The following is an 18,055-nucleotide window of genomic DNA, read 5'->3' as shown; positions in this document are numbered from 1 at the left end:
CGAGGCATCCTTGTCGCGAAAAAATGGGGTTGATACGTGTCGCAGCCGCCGAGTGTAAGGCCAGTCAGGCAGCGACCGGCCGGAATTTTCTCACCGCGGCCAGCGGTCCGGGAGCTGTGCTGCGTGTTCCAGGGCCTGGCGATACTCGGCATCGAGGCGCGCCACCAGTTGGTCCACACTCGGCAGATCCTCGATTTCGCCTACCCCCTGACCCGCCGACCACACGGTTTTCCAGGCTTTGGCTTCATCGTTGATCGGTTTGAGTTTGTCGCCGAAGTTCACTTCACCCTTGCCTTGCAACGCCGCCATATCGAAACCGGCAGCTTCCAGGCTTTGGCGCATGAAGCTGGCCGGGACTCCAGACACGGCAGGAGTATGAATGATGTCCGCAGCCTTGGCTGTCAGCAGCATCTCCTTGTAGGCGTCGGGCGCATGGCTTTCAGTCGTACCGATGAATCGCGTACCGAAGTAGGCCAAATCCGCGCCGAGCAGTTGTGCGGCGAGAATCTCATGGCCGTGGTTCAAACATCCTGCAAGCAGTAGCGTCTTGTCGAAGAACTGACGAATCTCGGCGATCAGCGAGAACGGGCTCCAGGTACCGGCATGTCCACCGGCGCCGGCCGCAACGGCGATCAAACCATCGACGCCGGCTTCGGCGGCTTTTTCCGCATGGCGGCGAGTCGTCACGTCGTGGAATACCAGGCCGCCGTAGCTGTGCACCGCATCCACCACTTCCTTCACTGCGCCGAGGCTGGTGATCACGATGGGGACTTTGTGCTCGACGCAGATGTTCAGATCCGCCTCCAGACGCGGGTTGCTCTTGTGAACAATCAGGTTCACGGCATAAGGCGCCGGGTTATCCAATGTCGCCAGTCCCGCTTCGATCTGTTCCAGCCAGGCCTTGAACCCGCTGCTCTCGCGTTGGTTGAGCGCCGGAAAGCTGCCGACCACGCCATTGCGACAGCAGGCGAGCACCAGTTCTGGATTGGAAATCAGGAACATCGGCGCGGCCACGACGGGCAAACGCAGACGTTGTTCGAGCAGAGCGGGCAGCGACATCGGAAGTACCCCGGAAAGTTGAACTCGTTGAAGTTAGAACGGCTTGACCACGACCAGAATTACGATAGCCAGCAATATCAGAACCGGCACTTCATTGAACCAGCGATAAAAGACATGGCTGCGGGTGTTCTCGCCACGGGCAAAACGTTTTACCTGCGCGCCGCACATGTGGTGATAGCCGATCAACAGTACGACCAGGGTCAGCTTGGCGTGGATCCAGCCACCTGTGCTGAAAATGCTCGGGTTCAGGTAAATCAGCCAGCCGCCGAAGATCAGCGCGGCGATCATCGCCGGGCCCATGATGCCGCGATACAGCTTGCGTTCCATGACGCTGAAGCGTTCCTTGCTGATCGAGTCTTCACTTTGTGCGTGATAAACGAACAGTCGCGGCAGGTAGAACAGTCCGGCAAACCAGCAAACGATGCTGACGATATGAAGCGCTTTGATCCATAGATAGAGCATTTTTGGTTATTCCCTCATTCACGGTAGGCCGGATAGTAGAGGCTTGAGCATCCGCACGTCACCTTGACGGTTGTCGCAGGGACGCGCGGCCCCTATTATCGACGCCTTTCCAGTGGGTTCGTTGAGGGCAGGTTTATGGTCAAGGTCGGTATCGTCGGCGGCACGGGTTACACCGGTGTCGAACTGCTGCGTCTGTTGGCACAGCATCCGCAGGCAGAAGTGGTTGTGATCACTTCCCGATCCGAGGCCGGGCTGGCCGTGGCTGACATGTACCCGAACCTGCGCGGCCACTACGATGGCCTGGCGTTCAGTGTGCCTGACATCAAGACCCTGGGCGCTTGCGACGTGGTGTTCTTCGCGACTCCGCACGGCGTTGCCCACGCATTGGCCGGTGAATTGCTGGCAGCGGGCACCAAGGTCATCGACCTGTCCGCGGACTTCCGTCTGCAGGACGCCGATGAGTGGGCCAAGTGGTACGGCCAGCCGCACGGTGCGCCGGAGCTTCTGGACGAGGCCGTTTACGGCTTGCCGGAAGTCAACCGTGAGCAAATCAAGAAAGCACGCCTGATCGCGGTGCCGGGTTGCTACCCGACCGCAACCCAGCTGGGTTTCCTGCCATTGCTCGAGGCGGGCATTGCCGATGCTTCCCACCTGATCGCTGACTGCAAATCCGGCGTCAGCGGTGCCGGTCGTGGTGCTGCCGTAGGCTCGCTGTACTCCGAGACGTCGGAAAGCATGAAGGCCTATGCGGTGAAAGGTCACCGTCATCTGCCGGAAATTCGTCAGGGGCTGCGTCGTGCGGCGGGCAAGGATGTCGGCCTGACCTTCGTTCCACACCTGACGCCGATGATTCGCGGCATTCATTCCACGCTCTATGCGACCGTGGTTGATCGCTCGGTGGATCTGCAGGCGTTGTTCGAGAAGCGTTATGCCAATGAACCGTTCGTCGATGTGATGCCGGCTGGCAGTCACCCGGAAACCCGCAGTGTGCGTGGCGCGAACGTTTGCCGTATCGCGGTTCATCGTCCACAGGATGGTGATCTGGTGGTGGTGCTGTCGGTGATCGACAATCTGGTCAAGGGCGCGTCGGGTCAGGCGGTGCAGAACATGAACATTCTGTTCGGTCTGGATGAGCGCTTTGGTCTGTCCCACGCGGGCATGCTGCCGTAACGGCTTGTTGTACTCGTGAAAAGGCCCGTTGAATGGGCCTTTTTGCATTCTGGTGGTTGATCAGCTTGATTGATATACCGTAACAATAGTTGACCGATTTTCTAGGACAAGCGGATAATGCGCGTCATCACGCATTATGGCGGCGTAACGCCGGGAGAAAGTCAGCATGAGCGTCGAATCCTTCACCCCCACGGCTTTGCAATTCACCCAGGGTGCCGCGCACAAGGTGAAGAGCCTGGTCGATGAAGAGGGGAATGATCGCTTGAAGCTGCGCGTATTCGTTACGGGCGGCGGTTGTTCAGGGTTTCAGTACGGCTTCACCTTCGATGAAGATGTGGCCGAGGACGACACCATCGTCGAGCGCGAAGGTGTGAGTCTGGTGGTTGATCCGATGAGCTTCCAGTATCTGGCAGGTGCCGAGGTGGACTACCAGGAAGGTCTGGAAGGTTCGCGGTTCGTGATCAAGAACCCGAACGCAACCACGACTTGTGGCTGTGGCTCTTCGTTCTCGATCTGATTCCGCCTCACCGAACACAACAAAACGCCGCAGAGCCTCAGGGTTCTGCGGCGTTTTGTCATCTGTGTTTTGTCTTAGTTGGGGTAGATGGCGCCAAGTACGCGCAAGCCTTTTGCACCGGTGACGCTGGGGCGATTGGCGGTGATGCCCTCCAGGCAGCAATGGGCCAGCCAGGCGAAGGCCATGGCTTCAACCCAGTCTGGATCTACGCCGTGGGTCACGGTGCTGGCGACTTTCGCGTTGGGCAGGAGGTCGGCCAGGCGCTTCATCAGCGTAGCGTTGTGGGCGCCGCCGCCGCAGACCAGAAGCTCTTCAGTATTCGATTGAGCGCTTTGCAGCGATTCGACGATGGTCAGCGCTGTCAGTTCGAGCAGCGTTGCCTGTACGTTTTCGGGTGCGAAACTCGGCTGGTGGGACAGTTGCTGTTCAAGCCAGGGCAGGTTGAACACTTCCCGGCCGGTGCTCTTTGGGCCTTTGGTCGAGAAGAAGGGGTCATTGAGCAATGCCTTGAGGAGGGTTGGCTCCACCTTGCCGCTGGCTGCCCATTGACCGTTACGATCATAGTTCTCGCCACGCTGCCGATGAATCCACGCGTCCATCAGAACATTCCCAGGCCCACAGTCGAATCCGGCTACAGGTTTGTTCGGCTCAATCAGGCTTAGATTGCTGAAACCGCCGACATTCAGAACGGCGCGGTTGCCGGTACGCTCTTCGAACAAGGCTTCATGGAAGGCTGGAACCAGAGGAGCGCCCTGGCCGCCGGCGGCTACATCACGGCTGCGGAAGTCACTGACAACGGTGATCCCGGTCAGCTCGGTCAGCAGGGCAGGGTTGCCGATCTGTACGGTAAAACCACGTGCCGGTTCGTGGCGAATGGTCTGGCCGTGGCTGCCGATCGCGCGAATGGCTGCGGGTTTGAGCTGTTGCTGTTCGAGCAGGACGTGGATACCTTCGGCCGCAAGCTTCACCCAATTCTGTTGGGCGATGGCCGAACGGGCGATCTCGTCATGGCCGCTGGCGCACAGGCCAAGCAGCTCGGCGCGCAGGGATTCAGGCATGGGAATGTAGTGTGTGGCGATCAGGTGGATCGCCGAGGTCTGCTCGATCAGGGCGATGTCCAGGCCATCGAGGCTGGTTCCGGACATCACGCCGATGTAGAGAGCCATGGCTTAACGCTTGCTCGAGGCTAGCATGGTGGCCTTCTCTTGATCCATGCGAGCCATCAACGGCTGGCTCTGCGCCAGGAAGCGAGCGCGCTCGGATTTGGCGATCGGGTCGGCCATCGGCAGCTTCTGGCCCAATGGATCGACGTGAACGCCGTTGACCTGGAACTCATAGTGCAAGTGCGGACCGGTAGACAGGCCGGTAGTGCCGATGTAGCCGATGACTTGGCCCTGCTTGACCGTGCCGCCGGTTTTCACACCTTTGGCGAAGCCTTGCATGTGACCGTACAGCGTGCGGTAGGTGTTGCCGTGCTGAATGATCACGGTGTTGCCGTAACCACCACGGCGACCGGCCAACAACACTTTGCCGTCACCGGCCGCCTTGATTGGCGTGCCGCGTGGAGCCGCATAGTCGACACCTTTGTGGGCGCGGATCTTGTTGAGAATCGGATGTTTGCGGCCCATGGAAAACTTGGAGCTGATGCGGGCGAAGTCCACCGGAGTACGGATGAACGCCTTGCGCATGCTGTTGCCATCGGCGGTGTAGTAGCTGCTGTTGCCCTGTTTGTTGGTGTAGCGCACGGCGGTGTAGGTCTTGCCGCGGTTGGTGAAGCGGGCGGACAGGATCGGGCCGTTGCCGACGGCTTTGCCATTGACCACTTTCTGTTCGTAGATCACGTCGAACTCGTCACCCTGGCGGATATCCTGGGCGAAGTCGACGTCGTAGCCGAACACACTGGCCATATCCATGGTGAGGCTGTGGGACAGACCGGCGCGCGCGGCGGACTGGGACAGCGAGCTGTTGATCACGCCGTGGACATAGGCGGTACGAACGGTGGGTTTGGCGGTAACGCGATTGAAGACATACCCCTTGTCATTCTTGGTCAGGGTAATGGTTTCGACGTCACTGACTTTGCTGTGCAGGTTGGTCAGTTGGCCTTGCGGATTGAGTTCGAATTCGAGTTTCTGGCCGTGTTTGAGCTGGCTGAACTGCTTGGCCTGTTTGTCGCTTGCCAGTACTTCGTGCACTGCAGCGGCAGGGAGGCCGACCTTCTCGAACAATGTCGAAAGGGTGTCACCCTTGGATACGATCACTTCCCTGTGGCCTGGGGCTTTCTTTTCAGGAGTAACCGGTGCCGGCACTGGCGCGGCCTGGGCGGTTTCGGGTGCATCTTCTGCACCGTTTTCGATTTGTGCGAAGGGCGAAGCTACTGGTTCATTTGTGGCTTGAGCCGCGTCAGCAGCGTCTTGATCTTGTGTCAGTTGTTCAGCGGGACTTTCCAGTTCAAGGCTCAGGGTCGTCTTTTTGGCTTCAACATCACTGGAAGGGAACACCAGGAGCGCCAGGCTGAGAAGGGCGGCGATCCCACTTGCGGCGAGCAGGTGGGTCTTCGGGTAAAGCGGTGGCGCTTTAGACGGTTCAGTGGTCATAAGTAATTTTGGCTTTGAAAAGATGAATTGGAAAAGATGAATGACATGATGAAGATGAAATAACTGTATAAAATATAACCAAATCATCTCTGAGGCAAGTCCGCAGGCGTCTCGTCTATGGATTAGTGTCCGTGTGCCGGGCAAAACTTGTAATTGGTGCGCGATCTTGTATGGTTGGTTCCCTTTGAATCTGAGCCTTGCGGGTCTGTTATGAAGTCGGTTGAAGAGCAGCTAGCGCTGATTAAACGTGGTGCGGAAGAACTGTTGGTCGAGTCCGAGCTGATCGAAAAGCTCAAGCGTGGCCAGCCGCTGCGAATCAAGGCTGGCTTCGATCCAACGGCGCCGGATCTGCACCTTGGACACACTGTGCTTATTAACAAGCTGCGCCAGTTCCAGGAATTGGGGCATCAGGTGATCTTCCTTATTGGTGATTTCACTGGAATGATCGGTGATCCGAGCGGCAAAAGTGCAACTCGTCCTCCGCTGACTCGTGAGCAGGTGCTGGAAAACGCTGAAACCTACAAAACTCAGGTATTCAAGATTCTTGATCCGGCGAAAACCGAGGTGGCGTTCAACTCCACCTGGATGGATCAGATGGGGCCTGCGGATTTCATTCGCCTGACTTCTCAATACACCGTTGCTCGCATGCTCGAGCGTGACGACTTCGACAAGCGCTACACCACTAATCAGCCAATCGCCATTCACGAGTTCCTCTATCCGCTGGTTCAGGGGTATGACTCGGTTGCCTTGCGCGCTGATGTGGAACTGGGTGGCACCGATCAGAAGTTCAATCTGCTGATGGGGCGCGAGTTGCAGCGTGGTTACGGTCAGGAGGCGCAGTGCATTCTGACGATGCCGTTGCTCGAAGGTCTTGATGGTGTGAAGAAGATGTCCAAATCGTTGGGCAACTACGTCGGTATCCAGGAAGCGCCGGGTGTCATGTACAGCAAGCTGGTTTCGATTCCGGATGCGTTGATGTGGCGCTATTTCGAGTTGCTCAGCTTCCGTTCGATGGATGAGATCAATGCCTTCCGTGCTGACGTGGAGGCGGGTGCCAATCCTCGCGACATCAAGATCAAGCTGGCTGAAGAAATTGTTGCCCGTTTCCATGGGGAAGAAGCTGCTGCCAATGCTCACCGTGGTGCGGGTAACCGGATGAAGGATGGCGAGCTGCCGGATGATTTGCCAGAGGTCGAGCTGACTGCTGCCGAAGATATGCCGATTGCTGCTGTCCTTAATAAGGCAGGCCTGGTGAAAAACTCGGCGGCTGCTCGTGATCTGTTGGCTTCCGGTGGTGTGCGTATAGATGGTGAGGTTGTTGATCGCTCCTTTATATATGTACTGGGCGCGACTCACGTCTGCCAGGCTGGGAAGAAGGCATTTGCACGGATTACGCTGAAATCCGAGTAAAGTTGAAAATAGGGGTTGACGGCAGATTCTGGAGGTCTATAATTCGCCCCACTTCCGGCGCAGTCGAAACGGAAAACTCCTTGAGATTCAATGAGTTACACGGTTATCGATAGCGGTTTGCTTCAGATCATCGAAGCCTGGAAGGAGTTGGAAATGCCGGTTTTTCTGGCGCTTTCAACGGTTCGATCTTCTCGGTCGAAAGCGGAGAAAAAGAGGTGTTGACAGCAGCGTGTAACGCTGTAGAATTCGCCTCCCGCTGACGAGAGATCGGAAGCGCAAGTGGTTGAAGTTGTTGAGGAAATCTTCGAAAACTTCTGAAAATAATCACTTGACAGCAAATGAGGCTGCTGTAGAATGCGCGCCTCGGTTGAGACGAAAGCTCTTAACCAACCGCTCTTTAACAACTGAATCAAGCAATTCGTGTGGGTGCTTGTGGAGTCAGACTGATAGTCAACAAGATTATCAGCATCACAAGTTACTCCGCGAGAAATCAAAGATGTAACCAACGATTGCTGAGCCAAGTTTAGGGTTTCTTAAAAACCCAAAGATGTTTGAACTGAAGAGTTTGATCATGGCTCAGATTGAACGCTGGCGGCAGGCCTAACACATGCAAGTCGAGCGGATGAAGGGAGCTTGCTCCTGGATTCAGCGGCGGACGGGTGAGTAATGCCTAGGAATCTGCCTGGTAGTGGGGACAACGTTTCGAAAGGAACGCTAATACCGCATACGTCCTACGGGAGAAAGCAGGGGACCTTCGGGCCTTGCGCTATCAGATGAGCCTAGGTCGGATTAGCTAGTTGGTGAGGTAATGGCTCACCAAGGCGACGATCCGTAACTGGTCTGAGAGGATGATCAGTCACACTGGAACTGAGACACGGTCCAGACTCCTACGGGAGGCAGCAGTGGGGAATATTGGACAATGGGCGAAAGCCTGATCCAGCCATGCCGCGTGTGTGAAGAAGGTCTTCGGATTGTAAAGCACTTTAAGTTGGGAGGAAGGGTTGTAGATTAATACTCTGCAATTTTGACGTTACCGACAGAATAAGCACCGGCTAACTCTGTGCCAGCAGCCGCGGTAATACAGAGGGTGCAAGCGTTAATCGGAATTACTGGGCGTAAAGCGCGCGTAGGTGGTTCGTTAAGTTGGATGTGAAATCCCGGGCTCAACCTGGGAACTGCATCCAAAACTGGCGAGCTAGAGTATGGTAGAGGGTGGTGGAATTTCCTGTGTAGCGGTGAAATGCGTAGATATAGGAAGGAACACCAGTGGCGAAGGCGACCACCTGGACTGATACTGACACTGAGGTGCGAAAGCGTGGGGAGCAAACAGGATTAGATACCCTGGTAGTCCACGCCGTAAACGATGTCAACTAGCCGTTGGGAGCCTTGAGCTCTTAGTGGCGCAGCTAACGCATTAAGTTGACCGCCTGGGGAGTACGGCCGCAAGGTTAAAACTCAAATGAATTGACGGGGGCCCGCACAAGCGGTGGAGCATGTGGTTTAATTCGAAGCAACGCGAAGAACCTTACCAGGCCTTGACATCCAATGAACTTTCCAGAGATGGATTGGTGCCTTCGGGAACATTGAGACAGGTGCTGCATGGCTGTCGTCAGCTCGTGTCGTGAGATGTTGGGTTAAGTCCCGTAACGAGCGCAACCCTTGTCCTTAGTTACCAGCACGTAATGGTGGGCACTCTAAGGAGACTGCCGGTGACAAACCGGAGGAAGGTGGGGATGACGTCAAGTCATCATGGCCCTTACGGCCTGGGCTACACACGTGCTACAATGGTCGGTACAAAGGGTTGCCAAGCCGCGAGGTGGAGCTAATCCCATAAAACCGATCGTAGTCCGGATCGCAGTCTGCAACTCGACTGCGTGAAGTCGGAATCGCTAGTAATCGCGAATCAGAATGTCGCGGTGAATACGTTCCCGGGCCTTGTACACACCGCCCGTCACACCATGGGAGTGGGTTGCACCAGAAGTAGCTAGTCTAACCTTCGGGAGGACGGTTACCACGGTGTGATTCATGACTGGGGTGAAGTCGTAACAAGGTAGCCGTAGGGGAACCTGCGGCTGGATCACCTCCTTAATCGACGACATCAGCTGCTCCATAAGTTCCCACACGAATTGCTTGATTCATTGAAGAAGACGATAGAAGCAGCCCGAAATTGGGTCTGTAGCTCAGTTGGTTAGAGCGCACCCCTGATAAGGGTGAGGTCGGCAGTTCGAATCTGCCCAGACCCACCAATTTTGTGTGGGAAACGCCTGTAGAAATACGGGGCCATAGCTCAGCTGGGAGAGCGCCTGCCTTGCACGCAGGAGGTCAGCGGTTCGATCCCGCTTGGCTCCACCACTACTGCTTCTGAAGTTTGAAAGCTTAGAAATGAGCATTCCATCAGTGTGATGATGAATGTTGATTTCTAGTCTTTGACTGGATCGTTCTTTAAAAATTTGGGTATGTGATAGAAAGATAGACTGAACGTTACTTTCACTGGTAACGGATCAGGCTAAGGTAAAATTTGTGAGTTCTCTTAATTGAGAAATTCGAATTTTCGGCGAATGTCGTCTTCACAGTATAACCAGATTGCTTGGGGTTATATGGTCAAGTGAAGAAGCGCATACGGTGGATGCCTTGGCAGTCAGAGGCGATGAAAGACGTGGTAGCCTGCGAAAAGCTTCGGGAGTCGGCAAACAGACTTTGATCCGGAGATGTCTGAATGGGGGAACCCAGCCATCACAAGATGGTTATCTTGTACTGAATACATAGGTGCAAGAGGCGAACCAGGGGAACTGAAACATCTAAGTACCCTGAGGAAAAGAAATCAACCGAGATTCCCTTAGTAGTGGCGAGCGAACGGGGACTAGCCCTTAAGTGGCTTTGAGATTAGCGGAACGCTCTGGAAAGTGCGGCCATAGTGGGTGATAGCCCTGTACGCGAAAATCTCTTGGTCATGAAATCGAGTAGGACGGAGCACGAGAAACTTTGTCTGAATATGGGGGGACCATCCTCCAAGGCTAAATACTACTGACTGACCGATAGTGAACTAGTACCGTGAGGGAAAGGCGAAAAGAACCCCGGAGAGGGGAGTGAAATAGATCCTGAAACCGTATGCGTACAAGCAGTGGGAGCAGACTTTGTTCTGTGACTGCGTACCTTTTGTATAATGGGTCAGCGACTTATTTTCAGTGGCGAGCTTAACCGAATAGGGGAGGCGTAGCGAAAGCGAGTCTTAATAGGGCGTCTAGTCGCTGGGAATAGACCCGAAACCGGGCGATCTATCCATGGGCAGGTTGAAGGTTAGGTAACACTGACTGGAGGACCGAACCGACTACCGTTGAAAAGTTAGCGGATGACCTGTGGATCGGAGTGAAAGGCTAATCAAGCTCGGAGATAGCTGGTTCTCCTCGAAAGCTATTTAGGTAGCGCCTCATGTATCACTGTAGGGGTAGAGCACTGTTTCGGCTAGGGGTCATCCCGACTTACCAAACCGATGCAAACTCCGAATACCTACAAGTGCCGAGCATGGGAGACACACGGCGGGTGCTAACGTCCGTCGTGAAAAGGGAAACAACCCAGACCGTCAGCTAAGGTCCCAAAGTTATGGTTAAGTGGGAAACGATGTGGGAAGGCTTAGACAGCTAGGAGGTTGGCTTAGAAGCAGCCACCCTTTAAAGAAAGCGTAATAGCTCACTAGTCGAGTCGGCCTGCGCGGAAGATGTAACGGGGCTCAAACCATACACCGAAGCTACGGGTATCACGTAAGTGATGCGGTAGAGGAGCGTTCTGTAAGCCTGTGAAGGTGAGTTGAGAAGCTTGCTGGAGGTATCAGAAGTGCGAATGCTGACATGAGTAACGACAATGGGTGTGAAAAACACCCACGCCGAAAGACCAAGGTTTCCTGCGCAACGTTAATCGACGCAGGGTTAGTCGGTCCCTAAGGCGAGGCTGAAAAGCGTAGTCGATGGAAAACAGGTTAATATTCCTGTACTTCTGGTTATTGCGATGGAGGGACGGAGAAGGCTAGGCCAGCTTGGCGTTGGTTGTCCAAGTTTAAGGTGGTAGGCTGAGATCTTAGGTAAATCCGGGATCTTAAGGCCGAGAGCTGATGACGAGTGTTCTTTTAGAACACGAAGTGGTTGATGCCATGCTTCCAAGAAAAGCTTCTAAGCTTCAGATAACCAGGAACCGTACCCCAAACCGACACAGGTGGTTGGGTAGAGAATACCAAGGCGCTTGAGAGAACTCGGGTGAAGGAACTAGGCAAAATGGCACCGTAACTTCGGGAGAAGGTGCGCCGGTGAGGGTGAAGGACTTGCTCCGTAAGCTCATGCCGGTCGAAGATACCAGGCCGCTGCGACTGTTTATTAAAAACACAGCACTCTGCAAACACGAAAGTGGACGTATAGGGTGTGACGCCTGCCCGGTGCCGGAAGGTTAATTGATGGGGTTAGCTAACGCGAAGCTCTTGATCGAAGCCCCGGTAAACGGCGGCCGTAACTATAACGGTCCTAAGGTAGCGAAATTCCTTGTCGGGTAAGTTCCGACCTGCACGAATGGCGTAACGATGGCGGCGCTGTCTCCACCCGAGACTCAGTGAAATTGAAATCGCTGTGAAGATGCAGTGTATCCGCGGCTAGACGGAAAGACCCCGTGAACCTTTACTATAGCTTTGCACTGGACTTTGAATTTGCTTGTGTAGGATAGGTGGGAGGCTTTGAAGCGTGGACGCCAGTTCGCGTGGAGCCATCCTTGAAATACCACCCTGGCAACTTTGAGGTTCTAACTCAGGTCCGTTATCCGGATCGAGGACAGTGTATGGTGGGTAGTTTGACTGGGGCGGTCTCCTCCTAAAGAGTAACGGAGGAGTACGAAGGTGCGCTCAGACCGGTCGGAAATCGGTCGTAGAGTATAAAGGCAAAAGCGCGCTTGACTGCGAGACAGACACGTCGAGCAGGTACGAAAGTAGGTCTTAGTGATCCGGTGGTTCTGTATGGAAGGGCCATCGCTCAACGGATAAAAGGTACTCCGGGGATAACAGGCTGATACCGCCCAAGAGTTCATATCGACGGCGGTGTTTGGCACCTCGATGTCGGCTCATCACATCCTGGGCTGAAGCCGGTCCCAAGGGTATGGCTGTTCGCCATTTAAAGTGGTACGCGAGCTGGGTTTAGAACGTCGTGAGACAGTTCGGTCCCTATCTGCCGTGGACGTTTGAGATTTGAGAGGGGCTGCTCCTAGTACGAGAGGACCGGAGTGGACGAACCTCTGGTGTTCCGGTTGTCACGCCAGTGGCATTGCCGGGTAGCTATGTTCGGAAAAGATAACCGCTGAAAGCATCTAAGCGGGAAACTTGCCTCAAGATGAGATCTCACTGGAACCTTGAGTTCCCTGAAGGGCCGTCGAAGACTACGACGTTGATAGGTTGGGTGTGTAAGCGCTGTGAGGCGTTGAGCTAACCAATACTAATTGCCCGTGAGGCTTGACCATATAACACCCAAGCAATTTGCGTCGGCTCTCTAAACCAGAGCAACCAGATTGCGGTGTGTGAAGACGAAACGAACCGAAAGTTCGACGATCACAAAGCACCGAAAACTATCCCATACCCAATTTGCTGAAGCGAGGCCGTCCGGTCACGAGTCAGTACCCGAATTTCTTGACGACCATAGAGCGTTGGAACCACCTGATCCCATCCCGAACTCAGAAGTGAAACGATGCATCGCCGATGGTAGTGTGGGGTTTCCCCATGTGAGAGTAGGTCATCGTCAAGATTAAATTCCGAAACCCCAATTGCGAAAGCAGTTGGGGTTTTGTTTTGCCCGCAAAAAAACGGCCGTTTGATTTCTATGCAACGGCTCGGTGCATGGCTATTATTCGGGCCTCATTGTGAGGCGAGACCTGCATGTTGACGTTGTTGAACCTTCTGAAGGATGGTCGATTCCATTCTGGTCAGGCTCTGGGAGTTGCCCTGGGTATTAGTCGAAGTGCAGTCTGGAAGCAGCTACAGCACTTGGAGGCCGAGCTCGGATTGACCATACATAAAGTTCGAGGTCGGGGTTACCAATTGGCTGCGCCTCTCACCTTGCTTGATTTGCACAGAATTGAGGCGAATCTTGCCGGCTGGCCTATCAGCCTCTTTGACTCAATCGACTCTACTAACGCCGAATCATTACGCGCGGTCGATCGTGGCCAAGTGGCGCCTTTTCTAGTTTTAGCTGAGCGACAGATTGCCGGGCGTGGGCGCAGGGGGCGAAAGTGGGTCAGCCCATTTGCCGAAAACCTTTATTACAGTCTCGTATTGCGCATTGATGGCGGAATGCGTCAGCTCGAGGGCTTGAGCCTGGTCGTGGGGCTCGCTGTCATGCAAACCCTGCGCTCGGTTGGGGTCTCTGGTGCCGGGTTGAAATGGCCTAATGACGTTCTCGTCGGTCGAAAAAAGATCGCCGGGATTCTGCTCGAGCTCGTAGGGGATCCGGCAGATGTGTGTCACGTGGTACTGGGGGTTGGTATCAACGTGAATATGCAGGCCACTGATGAGGTCGATCAGCAGTGGACTTCGGTTCGCTTGGAATCGGGTCGAAATTGCGATCGTAATAATCTGGTGGTGGAGTTGAGCAAGCAGTTGCAGCTCTATTTGCAGCGCCATCAGTCAGATGGTTTTACTTCGCTTCAGGCAGAGTGGGAAGCGAATCATCTCTGGCAAGCACAGCCAGTTTCGCTAACGGCGGGTGTCACTCAGGTGGATGGTGTGGTCCTGGGTATCGATAATCAGGGTGCGTTGCGGCTGAAGGTTGATGGAGTGGAAAAAGTCTTTAGTGGCGGAGAGCTCAGCTTGAGGTTGCGTGATGATTCTTGAGCTCGATTGCGGTAACAGCTTTATCAAATGGCGGGTGTTGCACGCTGAAGTCGGTGCTTTGATCGCTGAGGGTGTGGTTGACACTGATAAGGCGTTGGTCGACGCGCTTCGCTCGCCAGTGAAGCTCTCGTTGAGTAAGTGCCGCCTTGTCAGCGTAAGAACGGACGAGGAGACCAGTGATCTTATTGCGCTACTCAAGCGGGAGTTCGGTATTTCCGTTGTTTGTGCGGCGCCCGCCCGTGAGATGTCTGGTGTCAAGAATGGTTATGAAGACTACGAGCGTCTTGGACTCGATCGCTGGCTGGCTATGCTGGGTGGTTTTCATTTGGCCAATGGCGCTTGTGTGGTCTTGGATTTCGGAACTGCAGTGACGGCAGATTTCATTTCGCCGGATGGTGAGCATCTGGGGGGCTTCATTTGTCCCGGCATGCCGCTGATGCGAAACCAGTTACGTACGCATACGCGCAAGATTCGCTATGGGGATCAAGCTGCGGAGCAGGCATTGGCCAGTCAGGCTCCAGGGCGAAACACGGTTGAAGCAGTGGAGCGCGGTTGTTTGCTGATGTTGAGAGGGTTCGTTTTGACTCAACTGGAAATGGCGCGGTCCTATTGGGGGGACTCCTTCACTGTTTTCATCACTGGTGGGGACGCAGAGCTGGTTTCTGATGTTGCGCCAGGGGCTCGGGTCGTCTCCGATCTGGTGTTCGTGGGTTTGGCTATGGCGTGTCCTTTATCCTGAGGTTTGTATGCGTTGGTTGTTCCTCCTGCTTCTGGTACTCAATATTTTTTATTACGTCTGGCATCAGCAAGAAGCACCTCTGCGCGCAAAGGATGTGACACCTCTCAGTCTCTATCGGGGTTCGCAGCAGGATATTCGTTTGTTGAGTGAGACAAGCGATGCTTCGCGTGAAAGACGATCTGGCGGGAAGGTCGACGGGCAGTGTCTATATATAGGTGGTTTGGCGCGCCCTGACTCCGCTCAGGCGTTGGAGCAGCGTTTGACAGAACTTGGGGCGAAGGCGTTGCCGGTATCCAGAGAGCTTTCCGGGGGGCTGTACTGGTTCCGAGTTTCGTCCGAAACCCAGCGTTTGTTGGGGGATGTCCAATTGCAAAACCTTTCCAAGGAATTCAATGAGTTAAAACACAAAATAATGCTGTGCGAGGGGGTTGCACCTGCGGAATAGTTTGCATAGAATGGCGCCCGCTCCACAGCGAAGACCAAATAGGTTAACGCGGTAGAGTGGTGTCAATGCAGCTAACCTCAGGTTTTTAAATGAGAAAATGCTTGACAGGGGTTTGGCATAGTATAGAATGCCGGCCTGATTAGGAGGGGTTCCCGAGCGGCCAAAGGGATCAGACTGTAAATCTGACGTCTACGACTTCGAAGGTTCGAATCCTTCTCCCTCCACCAGATTTTAGCGTGAGCTGCAGGCTCCGCGGGTATAGTTTAGTGGTAGAACCTCAGCCTTCCAAGCTGATGATGCGGGTTCGATTCCCGCTACCCGCTCCAAGTTTGCAGGTTGTGCAAGGCGTTACGCTCTTGTAGCTCAGTTGGTAGAGCACACCCTTGGTAAGGGTGAGGTCAGCGGTTCAAATCCGCTCAAGAGCTCCATATAACAAGGCAGATATGAAAATATCTGCCTTTGTTTTAATGGCTAGGGTTGTTTGCTTATTTCTTCTGTTAGGGGTGATATCGATGGCTAAGGAAAAATTTGATCGTTCCCTACCGCACGTCAACGTCGGAACTATCGGTCACGTTGACCACGGTAAAACCACTCTGACCGCTGCTCTGACTCGCGTCTGCTCCGAAGTTTTCGGTTCGGCCGTAGTTGAATTCGACAAGATCGACAGCGCTCCAGAAGAAAAAGCTCGCGGTATCACCATCAACACCGCGCACGTTGAGTACAACTCGAACATTCGTCACTACGCTCACGTTGACTGCCCAGGTCACGCTGACTACGTGAAGAACATGATCACTGGTGCTGCCCAGATGGACGGCGCGATCCTGGTTTGCTCGGCCGCTGATGGTCCGATGCCACAAACCCGTGAGCACATCCTGCTGTCCCGTCAGGTAGGCGTTCCGTACATCGTGGTTTTCCTGAACAAGGCAGACCTGGTAGACGACGCTGAGCTGCTGGAACTGGTTGAGATGGAAGTTCGCGACCTGCTGTCCACCTACGACTTCCCAGGCGACGACACTCCGATCATCATCGGTTCTGCTCGTATGGCGCTGGAAGGCAAAGACGACAACGAAATGGGCACCACTGCTGTTAAGAAGCTGGTGGAAACTCTGGACAGCTACATCCCAGAGCCAGAGCGTGCTATCGACAAGCCTTTCCTGATGCCAATCGAAGACGTGTTCTCGATCTCGGGTCGCGGTACTGTTGTTACCGGTCGTATCGAGCGCGGTATCGTTCGCGTTCAAGATGCCCTGGAAATCGTTGGTCTGCGTGACACCACCACCACCACCTGCACCGGTGTTGAGATGTTCCGCAAGCTGCTGGACGAAGGTCGTGCTGGCGAGAACTGCGGCGTTCTGCTGCGTGGTACCAAGCGTGACGACGTTGAGCGTGGTCAGGTTCTGGTTAAGCCGGGTTCGGTTAAGCCGCACACCAAGTTCACCGCAGAAGTTTACGTTCTGAGCAAGGAAGAAGGCGGTCGTCACACTCCGTTCTTCAAAGGCTACCGTCCACAGTTCTACTTCCGCACTACTGACGTGACCGGTAACTGCGAGCTGCCAGAAGGCGTTGAAATGGTAATGCCAGGTGACAACATTCAGATGACTGTTACCCTGATCAAAACCATCGCAATGGAAGACGGTCTGCGTTTCGCTATCCGTGAAGGCGGTCGTACCGTCGGCGCTGGCGTCGTAGCCAAAATCATCGAGTAAGTAGTTGTAATGTATTTTTCGGGCCGGCATAATGGTCGGCCTGATTTTGTTTTAGGTCAGTAGCTCAATTGGCAGAGCGACGGTCTCCAAAACCGTAGGTTGGGGGTTCGATTCCCTCCTGACCTGCCAGATTCACTCGGTGTGTCTGGCTTTCTTTTCACAGGATCTTCATAGATGACTCCTAAGGCTGAAGCTCAAGGCTCTCGCTTCGATCTGCTCAAGTGGCTTGTAGTGGTCGCTTTGGTGGTGGTTGGCGTTGTAGGCAATCAGTATTACTCTGCTTCGCCGATCCTGTACCGTGTACTCGCATTGCTTGTCATTGCTGCTGTAGCTGCCTTTGTAGGCCTGCAGACTGCCAAGGGCAAGTCTTTCTTTGTGCTGGTTAAGGAAGCTCGTACCGAGATTCGTAAAGTCGTATGGCCAACTCGCCAAGAAACCACGCAGACCACGCTTATTGTTGTGGCTGTTGTTCTGGTTATGGCGTTGCTGTTGTGGGGGCTCGATTCCCTGCTCGGCTGGCTTGTTTCCTTGATTGTCGGCTAAGGGTGTCCCGTGGCTAAGCGTTGGTACGTTGTGCATGCTTACTCGGGTTACGAGAAGCATGTCATGCGTTCGTTGATCGAGCGCGTAAAGCTGGCTGGCATGGAAGATGGCTTCGGCGAAATTCTGGTTCCCACTGAAGAAGTGGTTGAGATGCGTAATGGCCAGAAGCGCAAAAGCGAACGCAAGTTCTTCCCTGGTTATGTGCTGGTACAGATGGATATGAACGAGGGTACTTGGCACTTGGTCAAGGATACTCCTCGGGTGATGGGTTTTATCGGCGGTACTGCTGACAAGCCTGCGCCAATCACTGATAAAGAAGCAGAGGCGATCCTGCGTCGCGTTGCTGACGGTAGCGACAAGCCGAAGCCGAAGACGTTGTTCGAGCCAGGCGAAACCGTTCGAGTCAATGACGGCCCGTTCGCTGACTTTAACGGTGTTGTTGAAGAAGTTAACTACGAAAAGAGCCGGATCCAAGTGGCGGTGCTCATTTTCGGACGCTCTACTCCGGTAGAGTTGGAGTTCAGTCAGGTCGAAAAGGTCTAGCTGAACAAGCATCC

13 protein-coding genes, 6 tRNA genes and 3 rRNA genes are annotated in these 18,055 nt (G+C 54.4%); 18 read left to right on the top strand and 4 right to left on the bottom strand.

What is annotated here, in order from left to right; genetic code table 11:
• Nucleotides 1–90: 90 nt before the first annotated feature.
• Together C6Y56_RS25895 and hemJ are read right to left on the bottom strand one after the other, a co-directional pair.
• Nucleotides 91–1,059: an NAD(P)H-dependent flavin oxidoreductase gene (locus tag C6Y56_RS25895; protein WP_169432143.1), complete on the bottom strand. Its 969-nt coding sequence runs from the start codon at nucleotides 1,057–1,059 to the stop codon at nucleotides 91–93.
• Nucleotides 1,060–1,092: 33 nt separating this feature from the next.
• Nucleotides 1,093–1,521 (bottom strand): protoporphyrinogen oxidase HemJ, encoded by a 429-nt coding sequence (gene hemJ / locus C6Y56_RS25890; RefSeq protein WP_169432142.1) that lies wholly within the window; start codon nucleotides 1,519–1,521, stop codon nucleotides 1,093–1,095.
• A 135-nt stretch (nucleotides 1,522–1,656) separates the two neighbouring features.
• Between hemJ and argC the strand changes: the two genes are divergently transcribed.
• Together argC and erpA are read left to right on the top strand one after the other, a co-directional pair.
• Nucleotides 1,657–2,691 (top strand): N-acetyl-gamma-glutamyl-phosphate reductase, encoded by a 1,035-nt coding sequence (gene argC, locus C6Y56_RS25885; protein ID WP_115079390.1) that lies wholly within the window; start codon nucleotides 1,657–1,659, stop codon nucleotides 2,689–2,691.
• A gap of 166 nt (nucleotides 2,692–2,857) precedes the next feature.
• A complete protein-coding gene (gene erpA, locus C6Y56_RS25880; RefSeq protein ID WP_003228776.1) occupies nucleotides 2,858–3,208 on the top strand; it encodes an iron-sulfur cluster insertion protein ErpA in 351 nt (116 codons plus the stop codon).
• A gap of 74 nt (nucleotides 3,209–3,282) precedes the next feature.
• Here erpA and C6Y56_RS25875 read toward each other — a convergent pair whose 3' ends face one another.
• Together C6Y56_RS25875 and C6Y56_RS25870 are read right to left on the bottom strand one after the other, a co-directional pair.
• Complete coding sequence (locus C6Y56_RS25875) at nucleotides 3,283–4,374, bottom strand: anhydro-N-acetylmuramic acid kinase (RefSeq protein WP_169432141.1); 1,092 nt, start codon at nucleotides 4,372–4,374, stop codon at nucleotides 3,283–3,285.
• Between the two features lie 3 nt (nucleotides 4,375–4,377).
• Nucleotides 4,378–5,802 carry a peptidoglycan DD-metalloendopeptidase family protein gene (locus C6Y56_RS25870; RefSeq protein ID WP_169432140.1) on the bottom strand — a complete coding sequence of 475 codons (1,425 nt, stop codon included), beginning with the start codon at nucleotides 5,800–5,802 and terminating at the stop codon, nucleotides 4,378–4,380.
• 210 nt (nucleotides 5,803–6,012) lie between these two features.
• Here C6Y56_RS25870 and tyrS point away from each other — a divergent pair, with 210 nt between their 5' ends.
• From tyrS to nusG, 16 genes are all read left to right on the top strand, one after another.
• Nucleotides 6,013–7,212 carry a tyrosine--tRNA ligase gene (gene tyrS, locus C6Y56_RS25865; RefSeq protein WP_085731729.1) on the top strand — a complete coding sequence of 400 codons (1,200 nt, stop codon included), beginning with the start codon at nucleotides 6,013–6,015 and terminating at the stop codon, nucleotides 7,210–7,212.
• A gap of 553 nt (nucleotides 7,213–7,765) precedes the next feature.
• A 16S ribosomal RNA gene (locus C6Y56_RS25860) occupies nucleotides 7,766–9,300 on the top strand.
• Nucleotides 9,301–9,381: 81 nt separating this feature from the next.
• Nucleotides 9,382–9,458: transfer RNA gene (locus C6Y56_RS25855), tRNA-Ile, on the top strand.
• Nucleotides 9,459–9,488: 30 nt separating this feature from the next.
• A tRNA-Ala gene (locus C6Y56_RS25850) sits at nucleotides 9,489–9,564 on the top strand.
• A gap of 247 nt (nucleotides 9,565–9,811) precedes the next feature.
• Nucleotides 9,812–12,699: ribosomal RNA gene (locus C6Y56_RS25845) — 23S ribosomal RNA — on the top strand.
• A gap of 165 nt (nucleotides 12,700–12,864) precedes the next feature.
• Nucleotides 12,865–12,980: ribosomal RNA gene (rrf, locus tag C6Y56_RS25840) — 5S ribosomal RNA — on the top strand.
• Together the 16S, 23S and 5S rRNA genes with 2 tRNA genes alongside form the textbook arrangement of a ribosomal RNA operon.
• Before the next feature lie 131 nt (nucleotides 12,981–13,111).
• Nucleotides 13,112–14,065 carry a bifunctional biotin--[acetyl-CoA-carboxylase] ligase/biotin operon repressor BirA gene (gene birA, locus C6Y56_RS25835; protein ID WP_169432139.1) on the top strand — a complete coding sequence of 318 codons (954 nt, stop codon included), beginning with the start codon at nucleotides 13,112–13,114 and terminating at the stop codon, nucleotides 14,063–14,065.
• The gene (locus C6Y56_RS25830; protein ID WP_169432138.1) at nucleotides 14,055–14,804 is read left to right on the top strand and encodes a pantothenate kinase; all 750 of its coding nucleotides are present in this window, start codon (nucleotides 14,055–14,057) and stop codon (nucleotides 14,802–14,804) included. Before birA ends, C6Y56_RS25830 begins: the two co-directional genes overlap by 11 nt.
• 7 nt (nucleotides 14,805–14,811) lie before the next feature.
• On the top strand, nucleotides 14,812–15,249 hold the full coding sequence (locus C6Y56_RS25825) for a hypothetical protein (protein ID WP_169432137.1): 438 nt from the start codon (nucleotides 14,812–14,814) through the stop codon (nucleotides 15,247–15,249).
• Between the two features lie 142 nt (nucleotides 15,250–15,391).
• Nucleotides 15,392–15,476 (top strand) — tRNA-Tyr (locus C6Y56_RS25820).
• Nucleotides 15,477–15,501: 25 nt separating this feature from the next.
• Nucleotides 15,502–15,575, top strand: a tRNA-Gly gene (locus C6Y56_RS25815).
• 26 nt (nucleotides 15,576–15,601) lie between these two features.
• Nucleotides 15,602–15,677, top strand: a tRNA-Thr gene (locus C6Y56_RS25810).
• 84 nt (nucleotides 15,678–15,761) lie between these two features.
• On the top strand, nucleotides 15,762–16,955 hold the full coding sequence (tuf, locus tag C6Y56_RS25805; protein ID WP_010220303.1) for an elongation factor Tu: 1,194 nt from the start codon (nucleotides 15,762–15,764) through the stop codon (nucleotides 16,953–16,955).
• Between the two features lie 53 nt (nucleotides 16,956–17,008).
• Nucleotides 17,009–17,084 (top strand) — tRNA-Trp (locus C6Y56_RS25800).
• A gap of 45 nt (nucleotides 17,085–17,129) precedes the next feature.
• Nucleotides 17,130–17,498: a preprotein translocase subunit SecE gene (gene secE, locus C6Y56_RS25795; RefSeq protein ID WP_007916493.1), complete on the top strand. Its 369-nt coding sequence runs from the start codon at nucleotides 17,130–17,132 to the stop codon at nucleotides 17,496–17,498.
• A 9-nt stretch (nucleotides 17,499–17,507) separates the two neighbouring features.
• A complete protein-coding gene (gene nusG / locus C6Y56_RS25790) occupies nucleotides 17,508–18,041 on the top strand; it encodes a transcription termination/antitermination protein NusG (protein ID WP_007957598.1) in 534 nt (177 codons plus the stop codon).
• Nucleotides 18,042–18,055 lie beyond the last annotated feature (14 nt).

The sequence above is a fragment of the Pseudomonas fluorescens genome, from assembly GCF_012974785.1.
GTDB lineage: Bacteria > Pseudomonadota > Gammaproteobacteria > Pseudomonadales > Pseudomonadaceae > Aquipseudomonas > Aquipseudomonas fluorescens_BT.
Note: the sequence above shows the minus strand (reverse complement) of the source record. Positions and strands in the feature narration are given on the sequence as shown.

Coding starts and splice junctions, on each gene's coding strand:
- C6Y56_RS25895 (WP_169432143.1), bottom strand. CDS start 1,059: ATGTCGCTGCCCGCTCTGCTCGAACAACGTCTGCGTTTGCCCGTCGTG.
- C6Y56_RS25875 (WP_169432141.1), bottom strand. CDS start 4,374: ATGGCTCTCTACATCGGCGTGATGTCCGGAACCAGCCTCGATGGCCTG.
- erpA (WP_003228776.1), top strand. CDS start 2,858: ATGAGCGTCGAATCCTTCACCCCCACGGCTTTGCAATTCACCCAGGGT.
- tuf (WP_010220303.1), top strand. CDS start 15,762: ATGGCTAAGGAAAAATTTGATCGTTCCCTACCGCACGTCAACGTCGGA.
- tyrS (WP_085731729.1), top strand. CDS start 6,013: ATGAAGTCGGTTGAAGAGCAGCTAGCGCTGATTAAACGTGGTGCGGAA.
- C6Y56_RS25870 (WP_169432140.1), bottom strand. CDS start 5,802: ATGACCACTGAACCGTCTAAAGCGCCACCGCTTTACCCGAAGACCCAC.
- C6Y56_RS25830 (WP_169432138.1), top strand. CDS start 14,055: ATGATTCTTGAGCTCGATTGCGGTAACAGCTTTATCAAATGGCGGGTG.
- hemJ (WP_169432142.1), bottom strand. CDS start 1,521: ATGCTCTATCTATGGATCAAAGCGCTTCATATCGTCAGCATCGTTTGC.
- C6Y56_RS25825 (WP_169432137.1), top strand. CDS start 14,812: ATGCGTTGGTTGTTCCTCCTGCTTCTGGTACTCAATATTTTTTATTAC.
- argC (WP_115079390.1), top strand. CDS start 1,657: ATGGTCAAGGTCGGTATCGTCGGCGGCACGGGTTACACCGGTGTCGAA.
- birA (WP_169432139.1), top strand. CDS start 13,112: ATGTTGACGTTGTTGAACCTTCTGAAGGATGGTCGATTCCATTCTGGT.
- secE (WP_007916493.1), top strand. CDS start 17,130: ATGACTCCTAAGGCTGAAGCTCAAGGCTCTCGCTTCGATCTGCTCAAG.